The 19,023-nt window shown below is 54.3% G+C and carries 15 protein-coding genes, 1 pseudogene and 1 riboswitch; of the genes and pseudogenes, 10 read left to right on the top strand and 6 right to left on the bottom strand.

The features are described from left to right. Nucleotides 1–18 precede the first annotated feature (18 nt). The 6 genes and pseudogenes from KTE_RS45875 (at nucleotide 19) to KTE_RS45900 (ending at nucleotide 5,560) form a co-directional block, all read left to right on the top strand. Nucleotides 19–2,313, top strand: coding sequence for a molybdopterin oxidoreductase family protein (locus KTE_RS45875; protein WP_201394094.1), 2,295 nt, complete (start codon nucleotides 19–21; stop codon nucleotides 2,311–2,313). Nucleotides 2,314–2,335: 22 nt separating this feature from the next. Continuing rightward, a pseudogene (locus tag KTE_RS50370) lies at nucleotides 2,336–2,848 on the top strand (4Fe-4S dicluster domain-containing protein); the annotation flags it as partial. Between the two features lie 292 nt (nucleotides 2,849–3,140). Further along, entirely contained in the window at nucleotides 3,141–3,740 is a 600-nt protein-coding gene (locus KTE_RS45885; RefSeq protein WP_201394102.1) for a ubiquinol-cytochrome c reductase iron-sulfur subunit, read from the top strand. Beyond that, nucleotides 3,737–4,063: a hypothetical protein gene (locus KTE_RS45890; RefSeq protein WP_201394104.1), complete on the top strand. Its 327-nt coding sequence runs from the start codon at nucleotides 3,737–3,739 to the stop codon at nucleotides 4,061–4,063. Before KTE_RS45885 ends, KTE_RS45890 begins: the two co-directional genes overlap by 4 nt. 69 nt (nucleotides 4,064–4,132) lie before the next feature. Then, on the top strand, nucleotides 4,133–4,837 hold the full coding sequence (locus KTE_RS45895) for an HPP family protein (protein WP_201394107.1): 705 nt from the start codon (nucleotides 4,133–4,135) through the stop codon (nucleotides 4,835–4,837). 141 nt (nucleotides 4,838–4,978) lie between these two features. Further along, nucleotides 4,979–5,560 carry a hypothetical protein gene (locus tag KTE_RS45900; RefSeq protein WP_201394109.1) on the top strand — a complete coding sequence of 194 codons (582 nt, stop codon included), beginning with the start codon at nucleotides 4,979–4,981 and terminating at the stop codon, nucleotides 5,558–5,560. A gap of 77 nt (nucleotides 5,561–5,637) precedes the next feature. Here KTE_RS45900 and KTE_RS45905 read toward each other — a convergent pair whose 3' ends face one another. Next, a complete protein-coding gene (locus KTE_RS45905) occupies nucleotides 5,638–6,525 on the bottom strand; it encodes a TIGR03621 family F420-dependent LLM class oxidoreductase (protein WP_201394111.1) in 888 nt (295 codons plus the stop codon). Nucleotides 6,526–6,642: 117 nt separating this feature from the next. On the opposite strand from KTE_RS45905, the gene KTE_RS45910 reads away from it, so the two are divergent. From KTE_RS45910 to KTE_RS45920, 3 genes are all read left to right on the top strand, one after another. After that, nucleotides 6,643–7,266 (top strand): TetR/AcrR family transcriptional regulator, encoded by a 624-nt coding sequence (locus tag KTE_RS45910; protein WP_201394113.1) that lies wholly within the window; start codon nucleotides 6,643–6,645, stop codon nucleotides 7,264–7,266. 77 nt (nucleotides 7,267–7,343) lie between these two features. Beyond that, entirely contained in the window at nucleotides 7,344–9,146 is a 1,803-nt protein-coding gene (locus KTE_RS45915; RefSeq protein ID WP_201394115.1) for a PAS domain-containing sensor histidine kinase, read from the top strand. Between the two features lie 76 nt (nucleotides 9,147–9,222). Further along, nucleotides 9,223–9,311: riboswitch (ZMP/ZTP riboswitch) on the top strand. Nucleotides 9,312–9,352: 41 nt separating this feature from the next. Beyond that, nucleotides 9,353–10,861 carry a glycine hydroxymethyltransferase gene (locus KTE_RS45920; RefSeq protein ID WP_201394117.1) on the top strand — a complete coding sequence of 503 codons (1,509 nt, stop codon included), beginning with the start codon at nucleotides 9,353–9,355 and terminating at the stop codon, nucleotides 10,859–10,861. A gap of 93 nt (nucleotides 10,862–10,954) precedes the next feature. Here the strand turns inward: KTE_RS45920 and KTE_RS45925 are convergent, their stop codons facing one another. Next, nucleotides 10,955–12,118: an aminotransferase class V-fold PLP-dependent enzyme gene (locus KTE_RS45925; protein WP_201394119.1), complete on the bottom strand. Its 1,164-nt coding sequence runs from the start codon at nucleotides 12,116–12,118 to the stop codon at nucleotides 10,955–10,957. A gap of 616 nt (nucleotides 12,119–12,734) precedes the next feature. Between KTE_RS45925 and KTE_RS45930 the strand changes: the two genes are divergently transcribed. Next, nucleotides 12,735–14,489, top strand: coding sequence for an ABC transporter substrate-binding protein (locus KTE_RS45930; protein ID WP_201394121.1), 1,755 nt, complete (start codon nucleotides 12,735–12,737; stop codon nucleotides 14,487–14,489). 131 nt (nucleotides 14,490–14,620) lie between these two features. Here KTE_RS45930 and KTE_RS45935 read toward each other — a convergent pair whose 3' ends face one another. From KTE_RS45935 to KTE_RS45950, 4 genes are all read right to left on the bottom strand, one after another. After that, on the bottom strand, nucleotides 14,621–15,916 hold the full coding sequence (locus KTE_RS45935) for a sensor histidine kinase (protein WP_201394123.1): 1,296 nt from the start codon (nucleotides 15,914–15,916) through the stop codon (nucleotides 14,621–14,623). A gap of 54 nt (nucleotides 15,917–15,970) precedes the next feature. After that, complete coding sequence (locus tag KTE_RS45940; protein WP_201394125.1) at nucleotides 15,971–16,633, bottom strand: response regulator transcription factor; 663 nt, start codon at nucleotides 16,631–16,633, stop codon at nucleotides 15,971–15,973. Between the two features lie 198 nt (nucleotides 16,634–16,831). Then, nucleotides 16,832–18,094 carry an ABC transporter permease gene (locus KTE_RS45945; protein ID WP_201394127.1) on the bottom strand — a complete coding sequence of 421 codons (1,263 nt, stop codon included), beginning with the start codon at nucleotides 18,092–18,094 and terminating at the stop codon, nucleotides 16,832–16,834. 21 nt (nucleotides 18,095–18,115) lie between these two features. After that, entirely contained in the window at nucleotides 18,116–18,928 is an 813-nt protein-coding gene (locus KTE_RS45950) for an ABC transporter ATP-binding protein (RefSeq protein ID WP_236601029.1), read from the bottom strand. Nucleotides 18,929–19,023 lie beyond the last annotated feature (95 nt).

A 19,023-nucleotide genomic window follows, 5' to 3' on the forward strand; every position in this document is an offset into this window, starting at 1 on the left:
TTGAAATGAGGGAAGCATATGAGCGTTGACAAGAATATTTTTCGCCATTTGCGCAGGAATCAACCCGAAACCTTTGATTTCCACACCGGAGACCATGCGCCGAACCACTGGCGTTCAGACGAGGTTATTGATCGCTATGTGCCCACGCATTGCTGCTATTGTGGCGTCCAATGTGGTATGTATCTCAAGGTTGCTCGAGGGCGGGTTGTTGGTGTGGAGCCACGCGAAGATTTCCCCCTAAATCACGGGATGCTTTGCCCCAAAGGCTCGACAGCCTATCAGACAATTCACCATCCTGATCGCTTAACCAGGCCCTTGATGCGTCGCCATGGCAAAAATAGCCCCCTGGAGCCAGCAAGCTGGGATGAAGCGCTAGATACTATTACCCGGCGCTTTCAAGCCTTGCAGGCCGAGCATGGCAGAGATTGCGTCTCAGTCTTTAGCGGGTCCTCCATGACCAACGAGAAGTGCTATATCATGGGCAAGTTTGCCCGTGTGGCGCTTGGCACGCGCCATTGCGATTATAATGGCCGCCTGTGTATGTCCTCGGCCACAGGCGCCAATGAGCGCTCACTCGGTATTGATCGTGCCGCCAATCCTATCAGTGATATGTTGCACGCCGATTGCATTTTCGTGATTGGGGCCAACGTGGGGGAGTGTTTCCCCATCATTACCAGTTATCTCTGGCAGGCACGAGATCGAGGCTGTAAGCTTATCGTTGCCGATCCACGCCAGACACCCATTGCGCGCACTGCTGATATCTATCTCCCCCTGCGCTCAGGCACGGATTCTGCCCTGCTCAATGGTATGCTGCATGTCATTCTCAAAGAGGGCCTGGTCGATGAGAAGTTTCTACGTGAACGTACGGTTGGTTGGGAGGAGACAAAGGCTCTGGTTGAGCAGTATCCACCCGAGGGCGTAGCGCGGGTGTGTGGCCTGAAACCTGAGGCCATCATCGAGGCGGCGCGTCTCTATGGTCGCGCGCAAGCTGCGCTGACCTATACCGCGCGTGGCCTGGAGCATCAGAGCAAAGGCGTCGATAATGGTGTCGCGGCCATGAACCTGGCCCTGGCCACGGGGAACTTTGGGCGTCCCGGCGCGGGCTGCGGCACCCTGACTGGCCAGGGGAATGGCCAGGGGGGCCGCGAAGTCGGGCAGAAGGCGACGCAGCTTCCCGGTTGCCGCGATATCGAGAAACCTGAGGACCGCGAATACATCAGTTCAGTCTGGGGCATCGATGAAAAGGAACTCCCCCACGCTGGCTATCCCGCGACCCTGATGATTCCGGCCATGCTGCGCCAGGAGATTCGTGCCTGCTTTATGGTCTGTACCAATCCCATGGTTTCTCTACCCGACCAGCATACCGTTGAACGGGCCCTGCGTGGGCTGGACCTGTTTGTGGTGGCTGATTTCTTCCTCTCGGAGACAGCGGAGCTGGCGGATATTGTGTTGCCTGGTACCGTGTGGGCTGAGGACGAGGGGACGATCACGAGCCTGGAGGGGCGTGTTATCAAATACAATAAGGCGGTTGAGCCTCCTGGCGAGGCCAAGCGAGATTGGGAGATTGTCTGTGAACTGGCGCAGCGCCTGGGGAAGGGCCAGTACTTCAACTTTACGTCCCCGCGCCAGATCTTCGACGAGTATCGCCTCTGCACAAAAGGCGCGAAGTCCGATTACTGGGGTATTACCTATGAAAAGATTGAGGAACAGAATGGAGTATTCTGGCCATGCCCTACAGAGGAGCATTCGGGGACGCCCCGCCTCTACGAGAAGCGTTTTGGCTTCCCCGATGGCAAGGCGCGCCTGCATCCCATTCCCTACATCCCACCTGCCGAAGAGCCGGACGCTGAGTATCCCCTGGTGCTCACCACTGGACGCGTGATCTATCACTATCTCTCCGGCAACCAGACGCGGCGGACCCCCTTCTTAAAGGAGCAAGCCCCCTTCCCCTGGGTAGAGATGCATGAGCAGACGGCGCAGCGCCTGGAGATAGGAGACGGGGACTGGGTAACGGTACGTACCAGGCGGGGCGAGATGACGGCCCCCGCGCTGGTAATACGTTCAATTCGCCCAGATACGCTGTTTATCCCTTACCACTATGGGCATACAGAGGCCGTGAATCAGCTCACCAACCCGGTTCTAGAGCCGATGATGAAAATCCCTGAATACAAAGTATGCGCGGCCAGCGCGACACGGGCCGCGGAGAAACCCGCCTGGGCACGCAATGTGGATGTCGAGGCCCTTGTCGCGGCTCGCAAGCGCCGTCAAGAACTGCCCATAGCACAAGTACGACCGACCCCGACACTGCGCTAATAAGGAGAGAGCCATGCCCGAAATGGTCAAAAGAATCTTCCTTGATCCTTCACGCTGCATCGGTTGCCGTTCATGTGTCGCGGCCTGCCGTGAGTGCGATACGCACAAGGGCGAGAGCATGATCTACATAGATTTTCTGGAGCGGCACAACACGGTAGCCTCCTCACCCACGCTATGTATGCACTGTGAAGACCCGCTGGCGCCTTGTGCTCAGGTGTGTCCGGCCCAGGCCATCCTGGTGAGCCCCGATGGGGTTGTGCAGTCGGCTGACGAGACGCGCTGCATTTATTGTGAGAACTGTGGCTATGCCTGCCCCTTTGGCGTCCCCAAATTTAATATCGCGGGCCACTACATGCAGAAATGTAATCTCTGTTATGATCGGACCAGTCAGGGGAAGGGGCCGATGTGCGCAACGGTCTGCCCGACGCAGGCTATTTTCTATGGCACCTATGAGGAGTGGGTCACGGCGGGGCGAGCGCAACAGGGGGCCAAACCAATCAACACATTCTTCTTTGGCAATCAGCGTGTGCGGACGCGCAACTATGTCACTATGACGGAGCAGGATCAGGAGCTGGATATTCTGGCGCTTGTAGAGACCGCTGACTTTGGCAAATCGGCGAACCTGCCCGCGCCAACGGCGCAGAATAACGCCGAGTCCTGGATGCCAGCCGAGACAGCGGGTATTCCGGAGCGGGCCGTCCCCGCGCAGCCCTGGACACCTCGCCAGCCGCTTGAGCCGGAGCTATCCACTCATCCGCAGCCTGAGCGTGCTCCCGTAACGCCAGGCGTTGATGGAAAGCAAGCATCATCAGGGGGAGACTAAGTGTATGGTGCGAAAAATTGATCCAACCGAGAAAAAGGGCAAGGTGAGCAATATTACCGCGCCAGCATTGAATCCTGACATTGTGCGCGAGGCGAATAGCGAGCCGCAACCGCAGCCTCATCAAGAGCAGGAAGAATGGCGCCAGGAGTTTCCCTATCCCTGGGATGAGGATGAAATTGTGACGCGGCGCGATACACTGCGTTTTCTCCTGGCGGGCTCGGGTGCGCTTTGCCTTGCCACGGGCGCGCTTGCTATCCTGGGAAATCTCCCGTCAGGCCCGGGTGTTCAGCATGTAGCAATCGCGAAGGTTGGTGAGCTGAAAGAGCACCAATGGAAGGTTTTCAATTTCCCTGACCAGTATGAGCAAGGTATCCTGATCAACCTGCCAGGTAAAGGGTTGGTGGCCTATAGCGATGTCTGCACCCATCTCTCGTGTGCCGTGCTCTATAAAGGAGATGGAACCCTGCATTGCCCATGTCACGAGGGCCGTTTTGACGCGGTGACTGGCAATGTGCTCGCCGGTCCTCCAACGCGCCCGCTCCCCTTTATCCAGCTCGCCATAGAAAACGGGATTATTTACGCGGTCAGGCAGGTGACAAGATGAGTAGGCGCGATACACGAGATATTCCGCGCAGGATCGCAAATCCAGATGATCCCCAGGTCAAGCGTCCACCACGAGGCGCGCGCGGATGGGTGCCGGGACCTAACTATTCTGGCTTACAGGGGCGTATCGCCATAGTGCAGGGTCAGGTTTTTATCGTTGCTATCATTGTCATTGCCCAGCTCTGGCTTGTGACTGATGCATTATATGAATTGCTCTCTGGCCGCGTTGCGAGCCTGGCCTGGCTGGCCCTGGCGAGTGTGCTGGGTTTCGCGCTGGCTCTGATCGTCGTTTTCTGGCCGCGCCGTCGTATCGAAGAGCCATAAAGCACCTCCTGCTAAGCGGCAGGCAGGATTTTGCCATCAGACAATAGCGTGAAGCGCACGGGAGATGTTATGCCACATAAGACAAACGAGCAGAAACGCTCTCAGGAGCGGCCGGTCTTTCCCCTGCATCCCAGGCCGCTAGCGGGCCATGAGATGGCGGATATCGTCGCGGGCTTGCTTACACGTGTGCGTCTCCCTGTACTCTTGCAGCACCATTCGAACCGTGCTGTGCTCGCGCTCTTTAGTTTTGTGAATGGGTGTGCCAGCATTGGCCTGATGGCAGCCCTGGCGGTACTTACAGGCTCTCCCTTTATTTTTCCCTCACTTGGCCCCACAGCCTTTCTCTTCTTCTATACACCGACTGCGGCAAGCGCCTCTCCTCGCAATACGATCATTGGACATTTGATTGGAACGCTGGCTGGCTACTTTAGCCTGCTGATTACCGGCCTGGTCTCCGCGGGTCCAGCCCTGGCGACGGGGGTGACGTGGCCACGTGTGATCGCCGCTGCCCTCTCGCTTGGCCTGACGGCGGGCTTCATGGTGCTCTGTAACGCGGCCCACCCACCCGCTGGGGCGACGACGCTGATTGTCTCCCTGGGGATTTTGACGAAGCCCTGGCAGCTTGTCTTACTGATGGGAGCCGTCATCCTGCTTACAGTCCAGGCCTTTGTCATCAATCGTCTGGCAGGCCTCCCCTACCCAGCCTGGCGGGCGACTCCGCCTCCCAGGCATGTGGACGCAAACAAGGTCAGCCATACTCCCGGTGAATCATAATCCCTGGCCGATACTTTGATGTGTGATCTCAGCATTTCTATGCGGCTATAGGTGCATTAGCTATGCTAAAGAGAGGGTAGGGTTTTTGTGTACGCTCTCCCTGCCAAAAAACTGCTTCTAGAGAAGGAGTATACCGTACTGATGGCCACATATTCATATGCTTTGTTTGCGCATATTCTGGGGGTAACTGGCCTATTTATCGCGATGAGCCTGCAATTAGCAAGTATGATTGGTATTCTGCGCTCGCGAACCGTTGGACAGGTACGCATGTGGTGTGGAATGCACACCGTTCTCCTACGCATCTTTGCCCTCTCTTTTGTGCTCACGCTGGGCGCGGGGATGCATATGACCTTTACGATCTGGGGCTGGTCTACAGCCTGGATCAATGCCTCGTTGGCGGGATTGCTGATCCTGGCTGGCCTGGGGCCGCTGATTAATACGCGCCGACTGAAGATTCTGCATCGTGAGGCCCTGGCCCTGCCGGAGGGGCCTGTACCCATCAGCCTGCGACGGAGGATACAGGACCCTATCCTCTGGTCCTCGGTTCTGGGCATGAATGCTATGGCTGTAGGTAGTATCTACCTGATGGTGCTCAAGCCAGGTCTACTCGCGACCTGGCTGGTGATGGTTGGGAGTGTCCTCCTGGGTATGAGCGCAGGATGTATACTCACTTTGAAAAAGCGCTCGACCATGACCGAGACAGTACAACCAGCCGAGGCATAGGTTTTACTTCTGGTCATGGTATAGGGTGGTATGTGCTGGCAACCTGCGGTTGCCAGCACATACCACCCTATACACCATTATTTTCCGGCGAGGAGGGCCATGACGGGCGCGAAGTTCTCCATCTGACCTTCGTAGACCTGGAGATACGAGAAGCCAAAGCGCTCGCGCTGCTCAAGGAGATGTGCGACAGCCTGTTCTGTCGTAAACGCCTGTTTAGGTATGGGTGGTCCTCCAGCCAATGGAGCAAGCTCGCTGATACTATCGCTAATCTGCATATGATAGATGGTTTGGCTCAACTCAAGCTCGGAGAAACGCTCTCCCGCGGCCTCGCGAATCCAGGCCAATTTTTGCTCCAGGGTCGCATCAGATGGGCCTGGTCCACGCCCAGTAAATTTGGATCCAATGGCGATGATATCGGCCTCCCTGGCGGCCAGTTTGAGCATGCGTTCGCCTGCTCCCGCGACGAGAAGGGGTGGCCGTCCCTGCTGCAAGGGGCCGGTAAAGCCCTTAACGTCACGCAGGGTATAGTGCTTGCCTGTAAAATTGACGACCTCTTCTGCAAAGAGGCGCCTGGTAATCTGAAGCGTCTCTTCAAGGCGCGCGACCCGTGTGCCTGCCTTGGGAAAATCTATGCCTAGTTGCCGGGCCTCGGCTTCTCCGACGCCAGCTCCCAGCCCCAACTCAAAGCGGCTATCAGAGAGGAGGGCGAGTGTTGCCGCCTCTCGGGCGAGGATAACGGGATGGCGATATTCATTGGAGAAGACATAGCTCCCCACATGCAGAGATATGGTGGCCTCAGCGGCCGTGGCCAGGGCCGTGAGGGGCGCGAGACTGCCAATATTGGCGCGGTCTGGTATGAGCAACGTGGCATATCCCAATGTCTCAACCTTGCGGGCAGTTTCAATCCAGGCACGATGCGATTGCGCATATGCAGCAACGACACCGAAACGAAATGGACGTGGCATGCTGATACACTCCTCTCTTTACTCTCTCTTGCGCGAAGAATATTATATAGACAAACTGCTTAATTAATTTAGATAGGCAGACTATACAATAAAAATATGAGAGGTGTCAAGGCAACTATGAGTCCGCGCCCTTATCGTCTTGGTCAGAGACAGGCTGCAACTGAACAGACGCGAAACCGTATTCTCACCGCTGCGCGTGAGCTACTGATGTCAGATGAAGGCATATCTGGTTTCTCCATTGACGCCGTTGCGCGCCAGGCAGACGTCGCCAGGATGACAGTCTATCATCAGTTTGGCTCTAAAACGGGCCTGCTTGAAGCGCTTTGTGACTCGCTTGCGACCTCTGGTGGCATGGAGCAATTAGCCTCTGCCTTTCGCCAGGCGGACCCCTTCGATGCCCTGGATACATATATTGCCGTTTTTGCTCGTTTCTGGCAGGCGGATCGCCTGGTGACGCGCAGGTTGCGAGGATTGGCCGCACTCGACCCAGAATTTGAACAAGTTATCCGGGCGCGCGACGAGCGGCGACGCAAGGGTTTGCATGTACTCGTCCAGCGTTTTGAAGAGCAGCAGAGCCCTCCTGCTCTTCAGACCCACGAGGATATCGTCAATATGCTCTACACATTGCTTAGTTTTGAGTGTTTTGACACTCTGGCCGGGCCAGCGCGCCCTATAGAGGAGGTTGTACCTGCGATACAGCGCTTGGCGCGTGCTGCGTTAGCATCTGGCAAGGCAATGTAGAGCACAGTTTTTTATAGGTGCATACCATAAAGGGGGATACTTTTTCTGGAAAGCTTGCTTCCTTCAAAGAGGCCAAAGTGCTTGGCACAAAGAATGTGAAGGTGATTGACTTGATAAGCAGCCATGAACAGGCGGAACTCAATACATTGTTTAATGCGGTATTCGTATCCTTGAATGAAGGTGTTCTGATCTACACACTGCAAGGTGTAATCGTACATGCCAATGTCGCCGCATTACAGCTCTTTGGAGTGCAAGCAGAAATGGTGCTGGGAAAGACCTATCAGCAGTTTATCGACGAATTAAAAATGCAAGAGGCAGAGTGTCACCTTCCTGTTGTAGACCAGGATAAACTAACTGGTGCCTTCAAAAATGAACCGTTCCTGGCCGCCCAGCAGGGCGATATCGCGATCCAAACACGGACTAAAGGGGAGATTCACGTTCACCTTACCAGTGCGCCACTCTATAATCAACAGGGGAATTTAATAGGCGGGTATATGCTTTTTCACGATATAAGTGAAAAGCATCAGAAGGAGTGCCATACACTGCAGGCATTTACCTCATTATTGACACTGGTCGAGAGGTTAGCAGCCATCCCAGGGCAGGAAGAGCACACATGTGAAGAGATGGCTGAGGGAATTTCACCTGTCCTTGTTGCAGGCCAGGCTCTGGCTGATGTCATTGCCCAGGTTGTGGATTGCAGGTATGTAGATGTCTTTGCTTTGTCTGGCCCTGATGCGCGACAGCATCTACTAGGTACAGGCAATTTGACGTTTGAGCAGACGCAACGCTTACAGTTGGAAACTGAGCAGGCGCCTCTTGCCGATTATATTAGCACTGAAAAAATTGCACGCTTGCATGCCAACGAAGTTGTTTTGCTTGACCTGCAAAAGCAGCCTTATGTTAAACCGCACTCAAGTTTTGGTGCTCGCTATCGCTTGCTGGCGCCCATGGTGCTTCATGGACAATTGATAGGTCTTTTTATCATCGCAAAGATGGAAGAGGAATTTCCCTGCGTTGAGTGTGCCTACACAGAGGAAGAGATCGCCCTGGCCAAGGCCGTAGCTAAATTAACGGCCCTGGTGATCGCACAGGTGCGTTTGCTAGAGTCGTGTGCGACAGAGAACGCCAAAAAACAGGCACTACAAGAGCTGAATAAGCACTACGATGAGTTTATCTCTATTGCCAGCCATGAGCTAAGAACGCCGCTGACCACGATTAAAGGCAATGTGGAACTGGCACTGCGGCGCTTGAAGAAGTTCAGACAGCAGGAAGACTCCCGAGAACTCCAGACCCCGCTTGAACGTATCCAGATCCCGCTTGATTATGCGCTCCAACGCTCGCAGGTGCAGGAGCGAATGATTAGTGAACTATTGGATGCCTCACGTATACAGGCCAGGAAGTTAATTGTTGTAAGGAAACCCTGTAACCTGGTGGAAATAGTTCGCAATGCTGTTGCAGATTCGAGACAGGCCGCACCTGATCGGAGTATACAGCTTACGCTTCCAGATGAGGATACACTACTCGTTGAGGCTGATGCTGATCGTATTGGCCAGGTGCTGCTCAACTATCTGACCAATGCGCTTAAGTACTCAGAGGCTCATCAGCCTGTGTTTGTAACGCTAGCCAAAGAGGAGACATGCGCGAGAGTATCTGTACGTGATCATGGGCAGGGTCTTGCCTCAGAGGCGCAGGCGCAGGTTTGGAAACGTTTCTATCGTGTGCCTGGCGTCGAGGTGCAGTATGGCTCTGGCACAGGCCTGGGCCTGGGCCTCTTTATCTGCCGAGAGATCATTGAGAGTCATGAGGGACAGGTAGGAGTTGATAGCCAGCCAGGAGAGGGTTCGATCTTCTGGTTCACCCTACCATTAGCCACGCTTTAAGAGGGTATGGTCGTTTTTCGAGAAATTCTTGACGCAGATGATGCAGACTGGTATAGTTAGGCACGGAGAGTATCTCCTGTTCCCTGGTAACTGGCGATAAGAGTGGAAGAACCACAAGGGAGCCTGGGAATAAGCAGTAGACAGTCGCTCGCCTGGGCTGCTTCACCTATGTTATGTTTTGATAGCAAAGGGAGGAGCACCTATTTATGACGATCAATGCAACGCCCACCACGTTTCTTGTCCGCTACCTGCAAGCGCTCAATGGAGCTATCCCCAACTCAGCCGCCGCGGCTTTTTATGCCTCGCTCGACCAGGTCAACAGTGTCTCGCCGACCATCGCAGCATCCATCATAAAGGAGCTACAGGACCAGCGCCAGAACCTGAAGTTAATCGCTAGCGAGAACTATAGCTCCCTGGCGACGCAGTTTGCTATGGGCAACCTCTTGACCGATAAGTATGCTGAAGGGCATCCTTACCATCGTTTCTATGCTGGCTGTGATAATGTCGACGCCATTGAGGCCGAGGCGGTAGAACTGGCGTGTTCGCTTTTTGGTGCGGAGCATGCCTATGTCCAGCCTCATTCGGGTGCCGATGCCAACCTGGTGGCCTTCCTGGCCATCCTCTCAAGCAAAGCCCAGAAGCCTTTGCTTGAAAGCCTGAATATCGAGAATATCTCCACAGCCTCCCGTGATGACTGGAATAAGGTGCGAGCTACCGTGCAGAATCAGCGCCTGCTCGCGCTCGATTACTACTCCGGAGGGCACCTGACGCATGGCTACCGGCATAACGTCTCCAGCACGCTCTTCGATGTCTATTCTTACACCGTCGATCAAGAGAGCGGCCTGATTGACCTGGACCAGTTGCGCGAGCAGCTACACGAGGTGCGTCCACTGATCCTGCTGGCAGGCTACAGCGCTTATCCACGCAAGTTGAATTTCGCCAAGATGCGTGAGATGGCCGACGAGGTGGGCGCGATCCTGATGGTAGACATGGCACACTTCGCGGGCCTGGTGGCGGGCAAGGTCTTTACCTGCGAGTACAATCCCATTCCCTACGCGCATGTTGTGACCAGTACCACGCATAAGACCTTGCGTGGCCCGCGTGGTGGCCTGGTGCTGTGTAAGCAAGAGTTCGCCGAGTGGGTTGACAAGGGTTGTCCCGCGATTCTGGGCGGTCCGCTCCCGCATGTACTGGCCGCCAAGGCAGTCGCCTTCCGCGAGGCAAGCAAGCCAGAGTTTGAGACTTATGCGCATGCCATTGTCGAGAACTCCCAGGCCCTGGCCCAGGCATGCATCGATGAGGGCCTCCAGGTACCTACCGGTGGCACCGACAATCACCTGCTGCTCCTTAATGTGGCGCAGAGTTTTGGTCTCACAGGCCGCCAGGCTGAGGCGGCGCTCCGGGATTGCCAAATCACGCTCAATCGCAACTCGTTACCCTTTGACGTCAACGGCCCCTGGTATACCAGTGGTTTGCGTCTAGGTACGCCAGCCCTGACTACGCTGGGCATGGGGGGTTCAGAGATGCGCGAGATCGCGAGCATTATCAAATACGTGCTGTCACACACCAAGCCCAGTGTGACCGCCAGTGGCAAGACCAGCCTCGCCAAGTACGTCCTGGATGAGAGTGTGCAGGCCGCGGCGCGCAAGCGCGTCGATGATCTGCTCTCACAGTATCCCCTCTATCCCGAACTGGATACCACCCTACTCGCTTAAGCGCTTTGCATGGTTCGACGCTACTAAAGTACGCGTCTACATATACATATCCTATGTAGACGCGTACTTTAGTAGCGTCGTCCCTTTTTCAATTTACTGTACAAAAATGGCGTGGAGGGCAGTCAGGAGGCGCTCGACATCGGCGGGGCTGTTGTAGCCCTGGATGGAGAGGCGAATATAACGATGGTTATTCCAGACGACGACGGGCATCTCGATGTGCCATGTCTCGCGCAGGGTGCGTTGTAGTGCCAGGGGATCGCCATCGGGCACCTGGATGGTACACATCTGACCCAACCAGTTCTCAGAACAGATAAGCTGGGTGCCAAGCAGCGAAGCAATCTCCTGGCGCGCCGAGGCCGCTAGCTCATGACAGGCGGCGCGTACGGCGTCCCAGTTGTGCTCTTGCTGAAAGGCGATGGCGGCGGGAACGCTAAGGAAGGCCGCAGGATCATCCGTGCCAACCCAGCCAAAATAATCCTGAAAGCTTGAGATGCCAGGTTTCAGGCTTTCATAGCCCCAGCTGACGATTAGAGGCTGCAGGAGGGATTGGTGCTCGGGTGAGGCATAGAGGAACGCGGACCCCTTGGGCGCGCAGAGCCATTTATGACAGTTGCCAATGTAGAAGTCCGCGCCGATCTCTTCGAGGTTCAGGGAAATCTGTCCTGGCGCGTGTGCTCCATCGATGACGGTAAGGATACCGGCCTCACGGGCGCGCTGACAGATCTTTGCCACGGGGAAGATCAGCGCCGTGGGCGAGGTGATGTGGCTGATGAAGATCACCTTTGTACGAGGTGTTACTCCCTGCCAGAACTGCTCAACCATCTCCTCTTCGCTCTCGAGCGGGAGGGGGATTGGCTGATTGATATAACTCATTCCTCTCTGGGTGCAGAGAAAGCGCCAGGTACGGTCTGAAGCTCCATACTCGTGATCGGTAGCCAGCACCTCATCTCCAGGTCCAAGCTGAAGCGAGCGCGCGACGATATTGACGCCTGCCGTTGTATTGGGCACAAAGACCAGATGATCAGCCTGTGTTCCCAGGTAAGTAGCCAGGGGTAGGCGGGCTTCGCGCAACAGATCATCTATGCGCCGACCCAGAAACTCAACGGGATCTGCCTCCAAAGCGCTTTGCCACTGTTGATAGGTCGCGAAGACGGGGCGAGGGCATGCGCCAAAGCTGCCATGGTTCAAGAAGGTAATGTCGGGTCGCACCTGAAAGTGTTCAGCCGCCACCGGGAGAAGAAGTTGCTTAACGCTCATAAATAAAGGGTTCCTTTCGCCTGGGATTTTTGTGATACCTCGCGCCTGCGGCGCTCTCTCTTGCACATTGCGTCTTTAAGCGAGGTTACTTCCTTCATCATACCGCCACTCACACTAATTTTCCACTCCCTTATGAGGGTAAGGGGTGATGTGCGCCGCAGGCGAGAAGGCTTTCCTGAAGAATGAGTACGTTTAGTCGATTTAATTAAGAAAGATAACGATCAGGCATGCTTTATTTTTACATTACTGTTGAGTGAATTTACAAGAATTTGCGAGTTTTTTTAAAATACAGCAAATTGCTGTGAGATTTTTTATTGAGACTACGTAATATAATACAGAAGTCACAAGAAGGTGCTCTATTTCTATCGCTTATCAAACTATAGAATCTGTCAGAGCAAATTTCTTCGAGATATCTACACCTGTTGATTGATGCTTGCTGTCAATTCATCGAAGATAGACATAAGCATAGTCTTCTTAGCTCCGACGCTATCAAACTATGACACCTACCATCGAGCATAATTGCTCATTGTGCTTTATAGTTTTTTGTTCTGCTTCTATTTATAAAATATAAGTGAGCAAAGGTTTTTCGCGTTTCTAAAACAAGGAGTAATGACTTATGTTTTCTCGCAAGCGAGTGGCTGGCCGCTTCCTACCCGCTTTGTTTGTTTTGCTTGCGGTGCTCATCTCTGCCTGTGGCGGTAGTACAGGTAGTTCGAGTGCAGGCACTAAACTCTCTGATGATAAACAGATCTTTGTCTATCCACTAAGAGGCATATCTGATGTCGCAACCCTGGACCCGGGTCTCTCTACTGATACTGCATCTGCACAAGCTATTCAGATGATGTTCACGGGCCTTGTCCAGTTGGACGATAACCTCAAGGTCAAGCCTCAGCTGGCTGAGTCCTATTCCGTTGCCTCCGATGGCGTGACCTGGACCTTCAAGCTGCGCCAGGGCACTAAATTTAGCGATGGCAACCCCATCACTGCTGACGACGTGGTCTATAGCATTGACCGCGCGCTCAAGCCTGAGCTGAAGTCGACGGTTGCGCCCTCGTATCTGGCCCTGGTCAAAGATTCGGATAAGCGCTTTGCTGGCAAGGTGCCTACCCTGATCGGCGATAGTCTCTTTGCTCCCGATCCCACGACCGTGAAGATCGTGACCAACCAGAAGGCTCAGTATTTCCTGGATGCGCTGACTTATCCAACCTCCTACGTTGTGGAGAAGAGCTTCGTCGAGAAATATGGCGATCAGAAATGGACTAATCACCTGAGTGAAGGTGGCGCCTCTGGCCCCTTCAAGCTGGAGAAGCATATCAGCGGTCAGCAGATCAGCTTTGTACCTAATGAGAACTATTATAATGCCAAGCCGCAGCTGAAGAAGGTTGTCTTCCCCTTCTATAAAGATGCCCAGACGGTCTACAAGGCGTATAAGTCCAACCAGGTCGATCTCTCGGGCGTTCCCGGACCCAACCTGGATGAGGCACGCGCCATGCCTAACCAGCAGTACCACCAGTCGCCTATCCTGGCCATCTACTACTATGGCATGAACTACCTGGCCAAACCCTTCAATAACATCAAGATCCGCCAGGCCTTCGCGCTCTCTATCGACCGCGATACGCTTGCCCATAGCATCTACAAAGATCGCGTGGCGCCAACCAATCATATCGTTCCTCAGGGCATGCCTGGTTATAACCAGAATCTAACTGGCCCTGCCGGTGTGTCAAGCACCAAAGGCGATAAAACCCTGGCCAAGCAGCTCTTCCAGGAAGGTATGCAGGAAGAGGGTTATACCACCGCTAACTTCCCGCAGGTCTCTCTGACGGTTGCCACCAGCGGTTCAGCCGCCGCCAAGAACGAGTTCCAGTATGTGCAGCAGCAGTGGAAAGATGCCCTGGGCGTCAATGTCACCATCAACGACGAGGACTTTAACAAGCTTCTCGACGATGAGGTGCAGACCGTTGGCAGCGCCAAAGGCCTCCAGATCTGGAGCGCGGGCTGGGTTGCTGACTATCCCGATCCCCAGGACTGGACCGACTTGCTCTTTGGTAAGGGATCAAGCAACAACCAGGTCAACTATGGCCTGGGCAGCAACAAAACCGCTGTGGCGCAGCAGGCCAACCAGGACGCGATGGTCAAAGCCAATACCATCGTCGACCAGACCAGCCGCATGGCACAGTACAACCAGATTGAGCAGAAGCTCATCAATGATGTTGCCTGGGCGCCGACCTACCAGTCAGCGGTCAGCTATGTGCTCAAGCCCTGCGTGAAGGGTTGGGTAGACAACGCGCAGAACATGACCCCACCAGATGACTGGGCGAACATCTACAAGACCACCGATTCTTCTTGTGCCAACACCAATTCGTACAAGTAAGTCGGAACCCTAGCCCTCACAGAGGGCAGGCAAAGAGGCATCCCGGATATACCATCCGGGATGCCTCTTTTTGTGGACCGACGCTGGAGGCGACGCTGCGGGGGCGGCGCGTGCTTTAGCAGCGCCGTTAATTAAAATGGGAGCGTGACTTCAATGGTTGTGCCCTGTTTCTCGCCAGAGCGGAGTGAGAGGTGGCCTCCGATGCCCTCGACGCGTTCGAGCATGCCCCGTAGGCCATAGTGGCCTTCTGGACTGTGGCATGCCAGACTACCATCCTCTTGATGCTGGCAAGAGGCCGTTGGTAGCCCGATGCCGTCATCCTGGATGGTCAAGATGAGGTTCCCTTCTTCTTGTCTGAGGGAGAGCGTCACGTGCTGTGCGTGGGCGTGCTTCTCAATATTGGCGAATGCCTCCTGGCTTACCTTCCAGAGCGTCTCTTTCAATGGATCTGCCAAATTCTCAAGCTCTCCCTGAAGTGTATGGCTAACATCCAGGCCAGCGCGTTGCCCCAGTTCATCGAGTGAGCGGATGAGTGGCTGCTTGATGCCCTTATGCTGTAAGGCAGGCGTGCGCAGGTTCGCGATGGAGGCTCGCAGCGCGGTCATGCTCTCACGTGTGATCTCTTTGGTGGACTCTAATTCCTGGTCGCAGCGCTCGGGATCACGCTCGCGGAGCCGTTGGGCCGCCTCCAGCTTGACTGTGATAAGCACGAGGGCATGGCCCAGCGTATCATGCATCTCGCGTGCCAGCCGTGTGCGCTCGCGCAGGATAGCTAGCTCCTGTTCCTGCTCTACTGACTGCGCTAACTGGCGATGCGCCTCCTCTAAGTCAGTATTTGCAAGTTGCAGTTGTTGAAAAAGATGATTACGTTCAAAGCGTTCGGCGATAAGGTTTTGAATGAGGATGCTAAAGCCTGTGACGCTAAAGAAAGCCAAACACTGGCTTGTGATGCTGAAGAGCGCAATTTGCTTGAGCGGCCAAGTGAGCAATCCCTCATACGTAAAGCTCGTGAGAGCCATAATACCAATGGCGAGAAACAAGCGTCGCGACGTAAACAGGCTGAAGCTTAGCCCAAAAAGAATATATAAGCTCAGAAAAAAGCTTTGATCGATCCGGGTGAGTAGAAATACAACGAGATAAAAGCTCCCCCAAATGAGCACAGTATACGATAAAGGTGGTGGCCAATCCCAATCGAATGGAAGTATACTGAGTGACGCCAGAATTGGAAAGATGTAAAGCGAGAAAGCGAGTATCATGAGTAGGATGCAGGTTATGCCACGCCAATCGTGCATGTAGACTGGCGTGGTCTTCAAAATAGTATAGGTGAGTGTGGTGAGGAAGAAAAATGTGAAGATAGCAAAACCAATCAGCACGCGGCTGAAGTTTCGTTGAAAACGCGCGTCATCTCTAGCTATATCAATGCTCAACGATGTTCTCCTCTGCATGTGTATGTCTCATCCCTTTGTGATGTTTTAACAGAGTTAGAGCAATTTGCGTTCGCGTGCAAGGTGAGCGGCCTGGGTGCGGTTCCTGGTGTGGAGCTTGCTCAGGATATTCGAGACATGATTTTTGACGGTCCCCTCGGCCAGGACAAGTTGCTCCGCGATCTTGCGGTTGCTGGCCCCCTCAGCCAGGAGTTTAAGGATCTCTATCTCGCGTGGACTCAGCGCCTCTTCTTGTACCGGGCGAGGATTCCGCTCTTTGCGCCCGAACTCAACGAGGAGCTTGCTGGCAATCTTGGGCTGAATCGAGGGCATACCTGCGTATACCTGGCGAATCGTTGACATCAGTTCGTTGGCGGGAACATCCTTGAGGAGGTAGCCCATGGCCCCGGCTTTGACGGCATCGAAGACATAGTCCTCGTAGTCAAAGGTTGTCAGGATGATGATGTGCGCCTGGGGATCGCTCTGGATGATGGCGGCGGTTGCCTGGACCCCATTCATGCGCGGCATCTCAATATCCATCAAGACCACGCCAGGCCCCTTATCCTGCTGACGTAGCGACGCATATTGCCTGATAGCCTCTTCGCCATCACCAGCCTCGCCGACGACCTGCATGCCAGGCTCTAGCTCAAGAATAGTGCGTAGGCCCTGGCGCATAAGCGTCTGGTCTTCACAAAGCAAGATTCGAATCGTCTCAGTCATGCCTGCTCTCCTCCCGGCAATCCGATGTTGTGGTTTTTCCTTTATTATGGCGCAAACCCAGGTTCTGTCAAATGATCCTGCCTCGGCTTACAAGTTTGCCTTCGAGGTAGTGGGTGTGTACGTGGGAAAATGGCAACGCCATTTTCCCACGTACACACCCACTACCTTATGAGCGCCGTAGGCGCGAAACCTTCTGCCCTAAGCGCTTGCGGCCTTCTCCTGGAAGCGGAAGAAGCGCAAAGCGATAATAAAGCAGATCGCGCCATAGGCGAGCAGACCCAGAATATCTGGAAGGATGTCCATAAAGCCTTTACCGAAAATCATGGTCCCGTTCAGCCCCTCCATGGCCCAGGCCGTAATGCCGAGCTTGGCGATTTGCTGCATCCATCTGGGTTCGATGAAGAGGGGCCACCAGGCACCGCCAATCGCGGAGGTTACCAGAGTTACCAGGCTGACAATCGGGTTAATCTGGCGGCGGGTACGTACCAGTGATACGAGCAGTGTTCCCAGGCCCGTCATCGCGAAACTGGTACTGATTAGTAAGAGGATGACCGAAGGCCAGGAGCCAATATGCATTTTGAATACAACGTAGCCAATCGCAAAGAGCACCACGAGCTGGGCCAGGGTCAGGAGAAACTGTGCCAACAACTTGCCGCCCAGCAGGGCATACTTCTGAATTGGAGCGACCAGCAGGCGGCGGAAGGTGCCATCCTCTTTCTCCTGCAAGATGGTTGCCGCCACAGCATTGAGGCCAAAGAGCGCGAAGAAGACGGCATATCCAGGTACCAACTGATCGAATGCGCTCACTTTGATGGCTTCACCCGCGGAGAGTGTTTGAACAGCCTGGTCGCTTCCTTGGTTTGCCTGGACAACCGTTGCGGCGATGCTCGTGGGATGAATAGTGCCCGGTGTGCAGTGGTTGCCAGGCTGATTGCATACTGTGTAGACCTGGCTTACAGCTGCATTTCCTGTGAGTTGAGCCTGTACAACCTCATTGACGATGTTACGTACGAGCGTAATACGCGCATCGTTGTTGTTGGGCAGAGTATAGAATTGGACTTGCTTTGTAGCATCGATATGCTGAGGTGTGGTGCTCGGCAAGGCCTGGCTCGCCCCGGTTGGAATGACGATACCAACATCTGCCGCATCACTTGAGGCCTTGACCTGGTCAATAACTTGAGCTGAAGTGTGATATTCATTGACAGTGATCTGGAGTTGAGATGTATTGATTTTGAGCGCGTTTGTAATCGTTTTACCAAGATAGGCGTCAGAGGTAGTCTCCTGGTTGCTTACTGCTACTCTAATCGTAGTCTGGGTAGAGCTATTACCATAGAGATTGCCAAATGCAAGCCCAACCGCCGTGATGAGGACCAGGGGGACCAGGAGCAGGAGCACCAGAGAGCCTTTATCTTTCATGACCTGTAAGAGGTCTTTTTTGGCAATGGACCAGAGCGTTTTCATGCTTTCCCTCTTCCATAATGTTTAGTCGCGCAGAGTTTTTCCTGTGAGCTGGATGAACAATTCCTGGAGTCCATGGGGCCGCTGTATCTCGCGGTTCTGCTGGCGCAAGGCCAGGAGTTCTTCTAGTGTGCCCAGGGCGATGATCTGGCCTTCATCCATAATGGCGATGCGGTTACAGAGCCGCTCGGCCTCTTCCATATAGTGGGTGGTATAGAGAATAGTTGTTCCCTGGTCGCGCAGGCGTTCAATGAGGGCGAAGATGTGTTCCCGAGATTGGGGGTCAACGCCCACGGTTGGTTCATCCAGCATCAAGAAGGCCGGTGTGTGCATGAGCGAGATGGCGATATTGATTCGGCGTTGCATGCCGCCGGAGAAGGTCTTTACCGGGTCTTTGCGCCTCTCATAGAGTCCGACGAAGCGCAGCAAATCATCGGCGCGCTGTCGGCATTGTTGTGAGGAAAGACCGTAAATCTCGCCGAAGAAATGCAGATTCTCTAAGGCTGTGAGGTCTTTATAGAGAGCTATCTCTTGAGGCACGACACCAAGCATACGCTTTACCTTCCGTGTCTCTTTGGTAATAGCGCGGCCGTCGATAAGAACCTCGCCAGATGTCGGCTCGAGGTAGCCGCAGAGCATATTGATGGTGGTGCTTTTGCCTGCTCCGTTGGGACCCAATAGGCCGAAGATTTCACCTTTGTCGATGGTGAACGAGACATCTTTGACCGCGTGCTGCTTGCCAAAGGTTTTGTCTAGATGCTGTGCCTCAACCTCTATACCACTTTGTGATGCGTTCCCAGTCCAGGTCTCTCGTGACGGTTTGAGTGTTTCTTCCATATATGAGTGCTCCTTGCACATTGAAGGTTTGTGTATTGTCGAGATCGAGAAAAGTATAGTCTTATGTGGTATCCAAGAGGAAGGATGGAAAGACA

The sequence above is a fragment of the Ktedonobacter sp. SOSP1-85 genome (assembly GCF_016587415.1).
Taxonomy (GTDB): domain Bacteria; phylum Chloroflexota; class Ktedonobacteria; order Ktedonobacterales; family Ktedonobacteraceae; genus Ktedonobacter.

What these genes read in the sequence shown, in the direction of transcription:
- KTE_RS45875 (WP_201394094.1), top strand. Translation starts at nt 19, where the DNA reads ATGAGCGTTGACAAGAATATTTTTCGCCATTTGCGCAGGAATCAACCC.
- KTE_RS45885 (WP_201394102.1), top strand. Translation starts at nt 3,141, where the DNA reads ATGGTGCGAAAAATTGATCCAACCGAGAAAAAGGGCAAGGTGAGCAAT.
- KTE_RS45890 (WP_201394104.1), top strand. Translation starts at nt 3,737, where the DNA reads ATGAGTAGGCGCGATACACGAGATATTCCGCGCAGGATCGCAAATCCA.
- KTE_RS45895 (WP_201394107.1), top strand. Translation starts at nt 4,133, where the DNA reads ATGCCACATAAGACAAACGAGCAGAAACGCTCTCAGGAGCGGCCGGTC.
- KTE_RS45900 (WP_201394109.1), top strand. Translation starts at nt 4,979, where the DNA reads ATGGCCACATATTCATATGCTTTGTTTGCGCATATTCTGGGGGTAACT.
- KTE_RS45905 (WP_201394111.1), bottom strand. Translation starts at nt 6,525, where the DNA reads ATGCCACGTCCATTTCGTTTCGGTGTCGTTGCTGCATATGCGCAATCG.
- KTE_RS45910 (WP_201394113.1), top strand. Translation starts at nt 6,643, where the DNA reads ATGAGTCCGCGCCCTTATCGTCTTGGTCAGAGACAGGCTGCAACTGAA.
- KTE_RS45920 (WP_201394117.1), top strand. Translation starts at nt 9,353, where the DNA reads ATGACGATCAATGCAACGCCCACCACGTTTCTTGTCCGCTACCTGCAA.
- KTE_RS45925 (WP_201394119.1), bottom strand. Translation starts at nt 12,118, where the DNA reads ATGAGCGTTAAGCAACTTCTTCTCCCGGTGGCGGCTGAACACTTTCAG.
- KTE_RS45930 (WP_201394121.1), top strand. Translation starts at nt 12,735, where the DNA reads ATGTTTTCTCGCAAGCGAGTGGCTGGCCGCTTCCTACCCGCTTTGTTT.
- KTE_RS45940 (WP_201394125.1), bottom strand. Translation starts at nt 16,633, where the DNA reads ATGACTGAGACGATTCGAATCTTGCTTTGTGAAGACCAGACGCTTATG.
- KTE_RS45945 (WP_201394127.1), bottom strand. Translation starts at nt 18,094, where the DNA reads ATGAAAACGCTCTGGTCCATTGCCAAAAAAGACCTCTTACAGGTCATG.
- KTE_RS45950 (WP_236601029.1), bottom strand. Translation starts at nt 18,928, where the DNA reads ATGGAAGAAACACTCAAACCGTCACGAGAGACCTGGACTGGGAACGCA.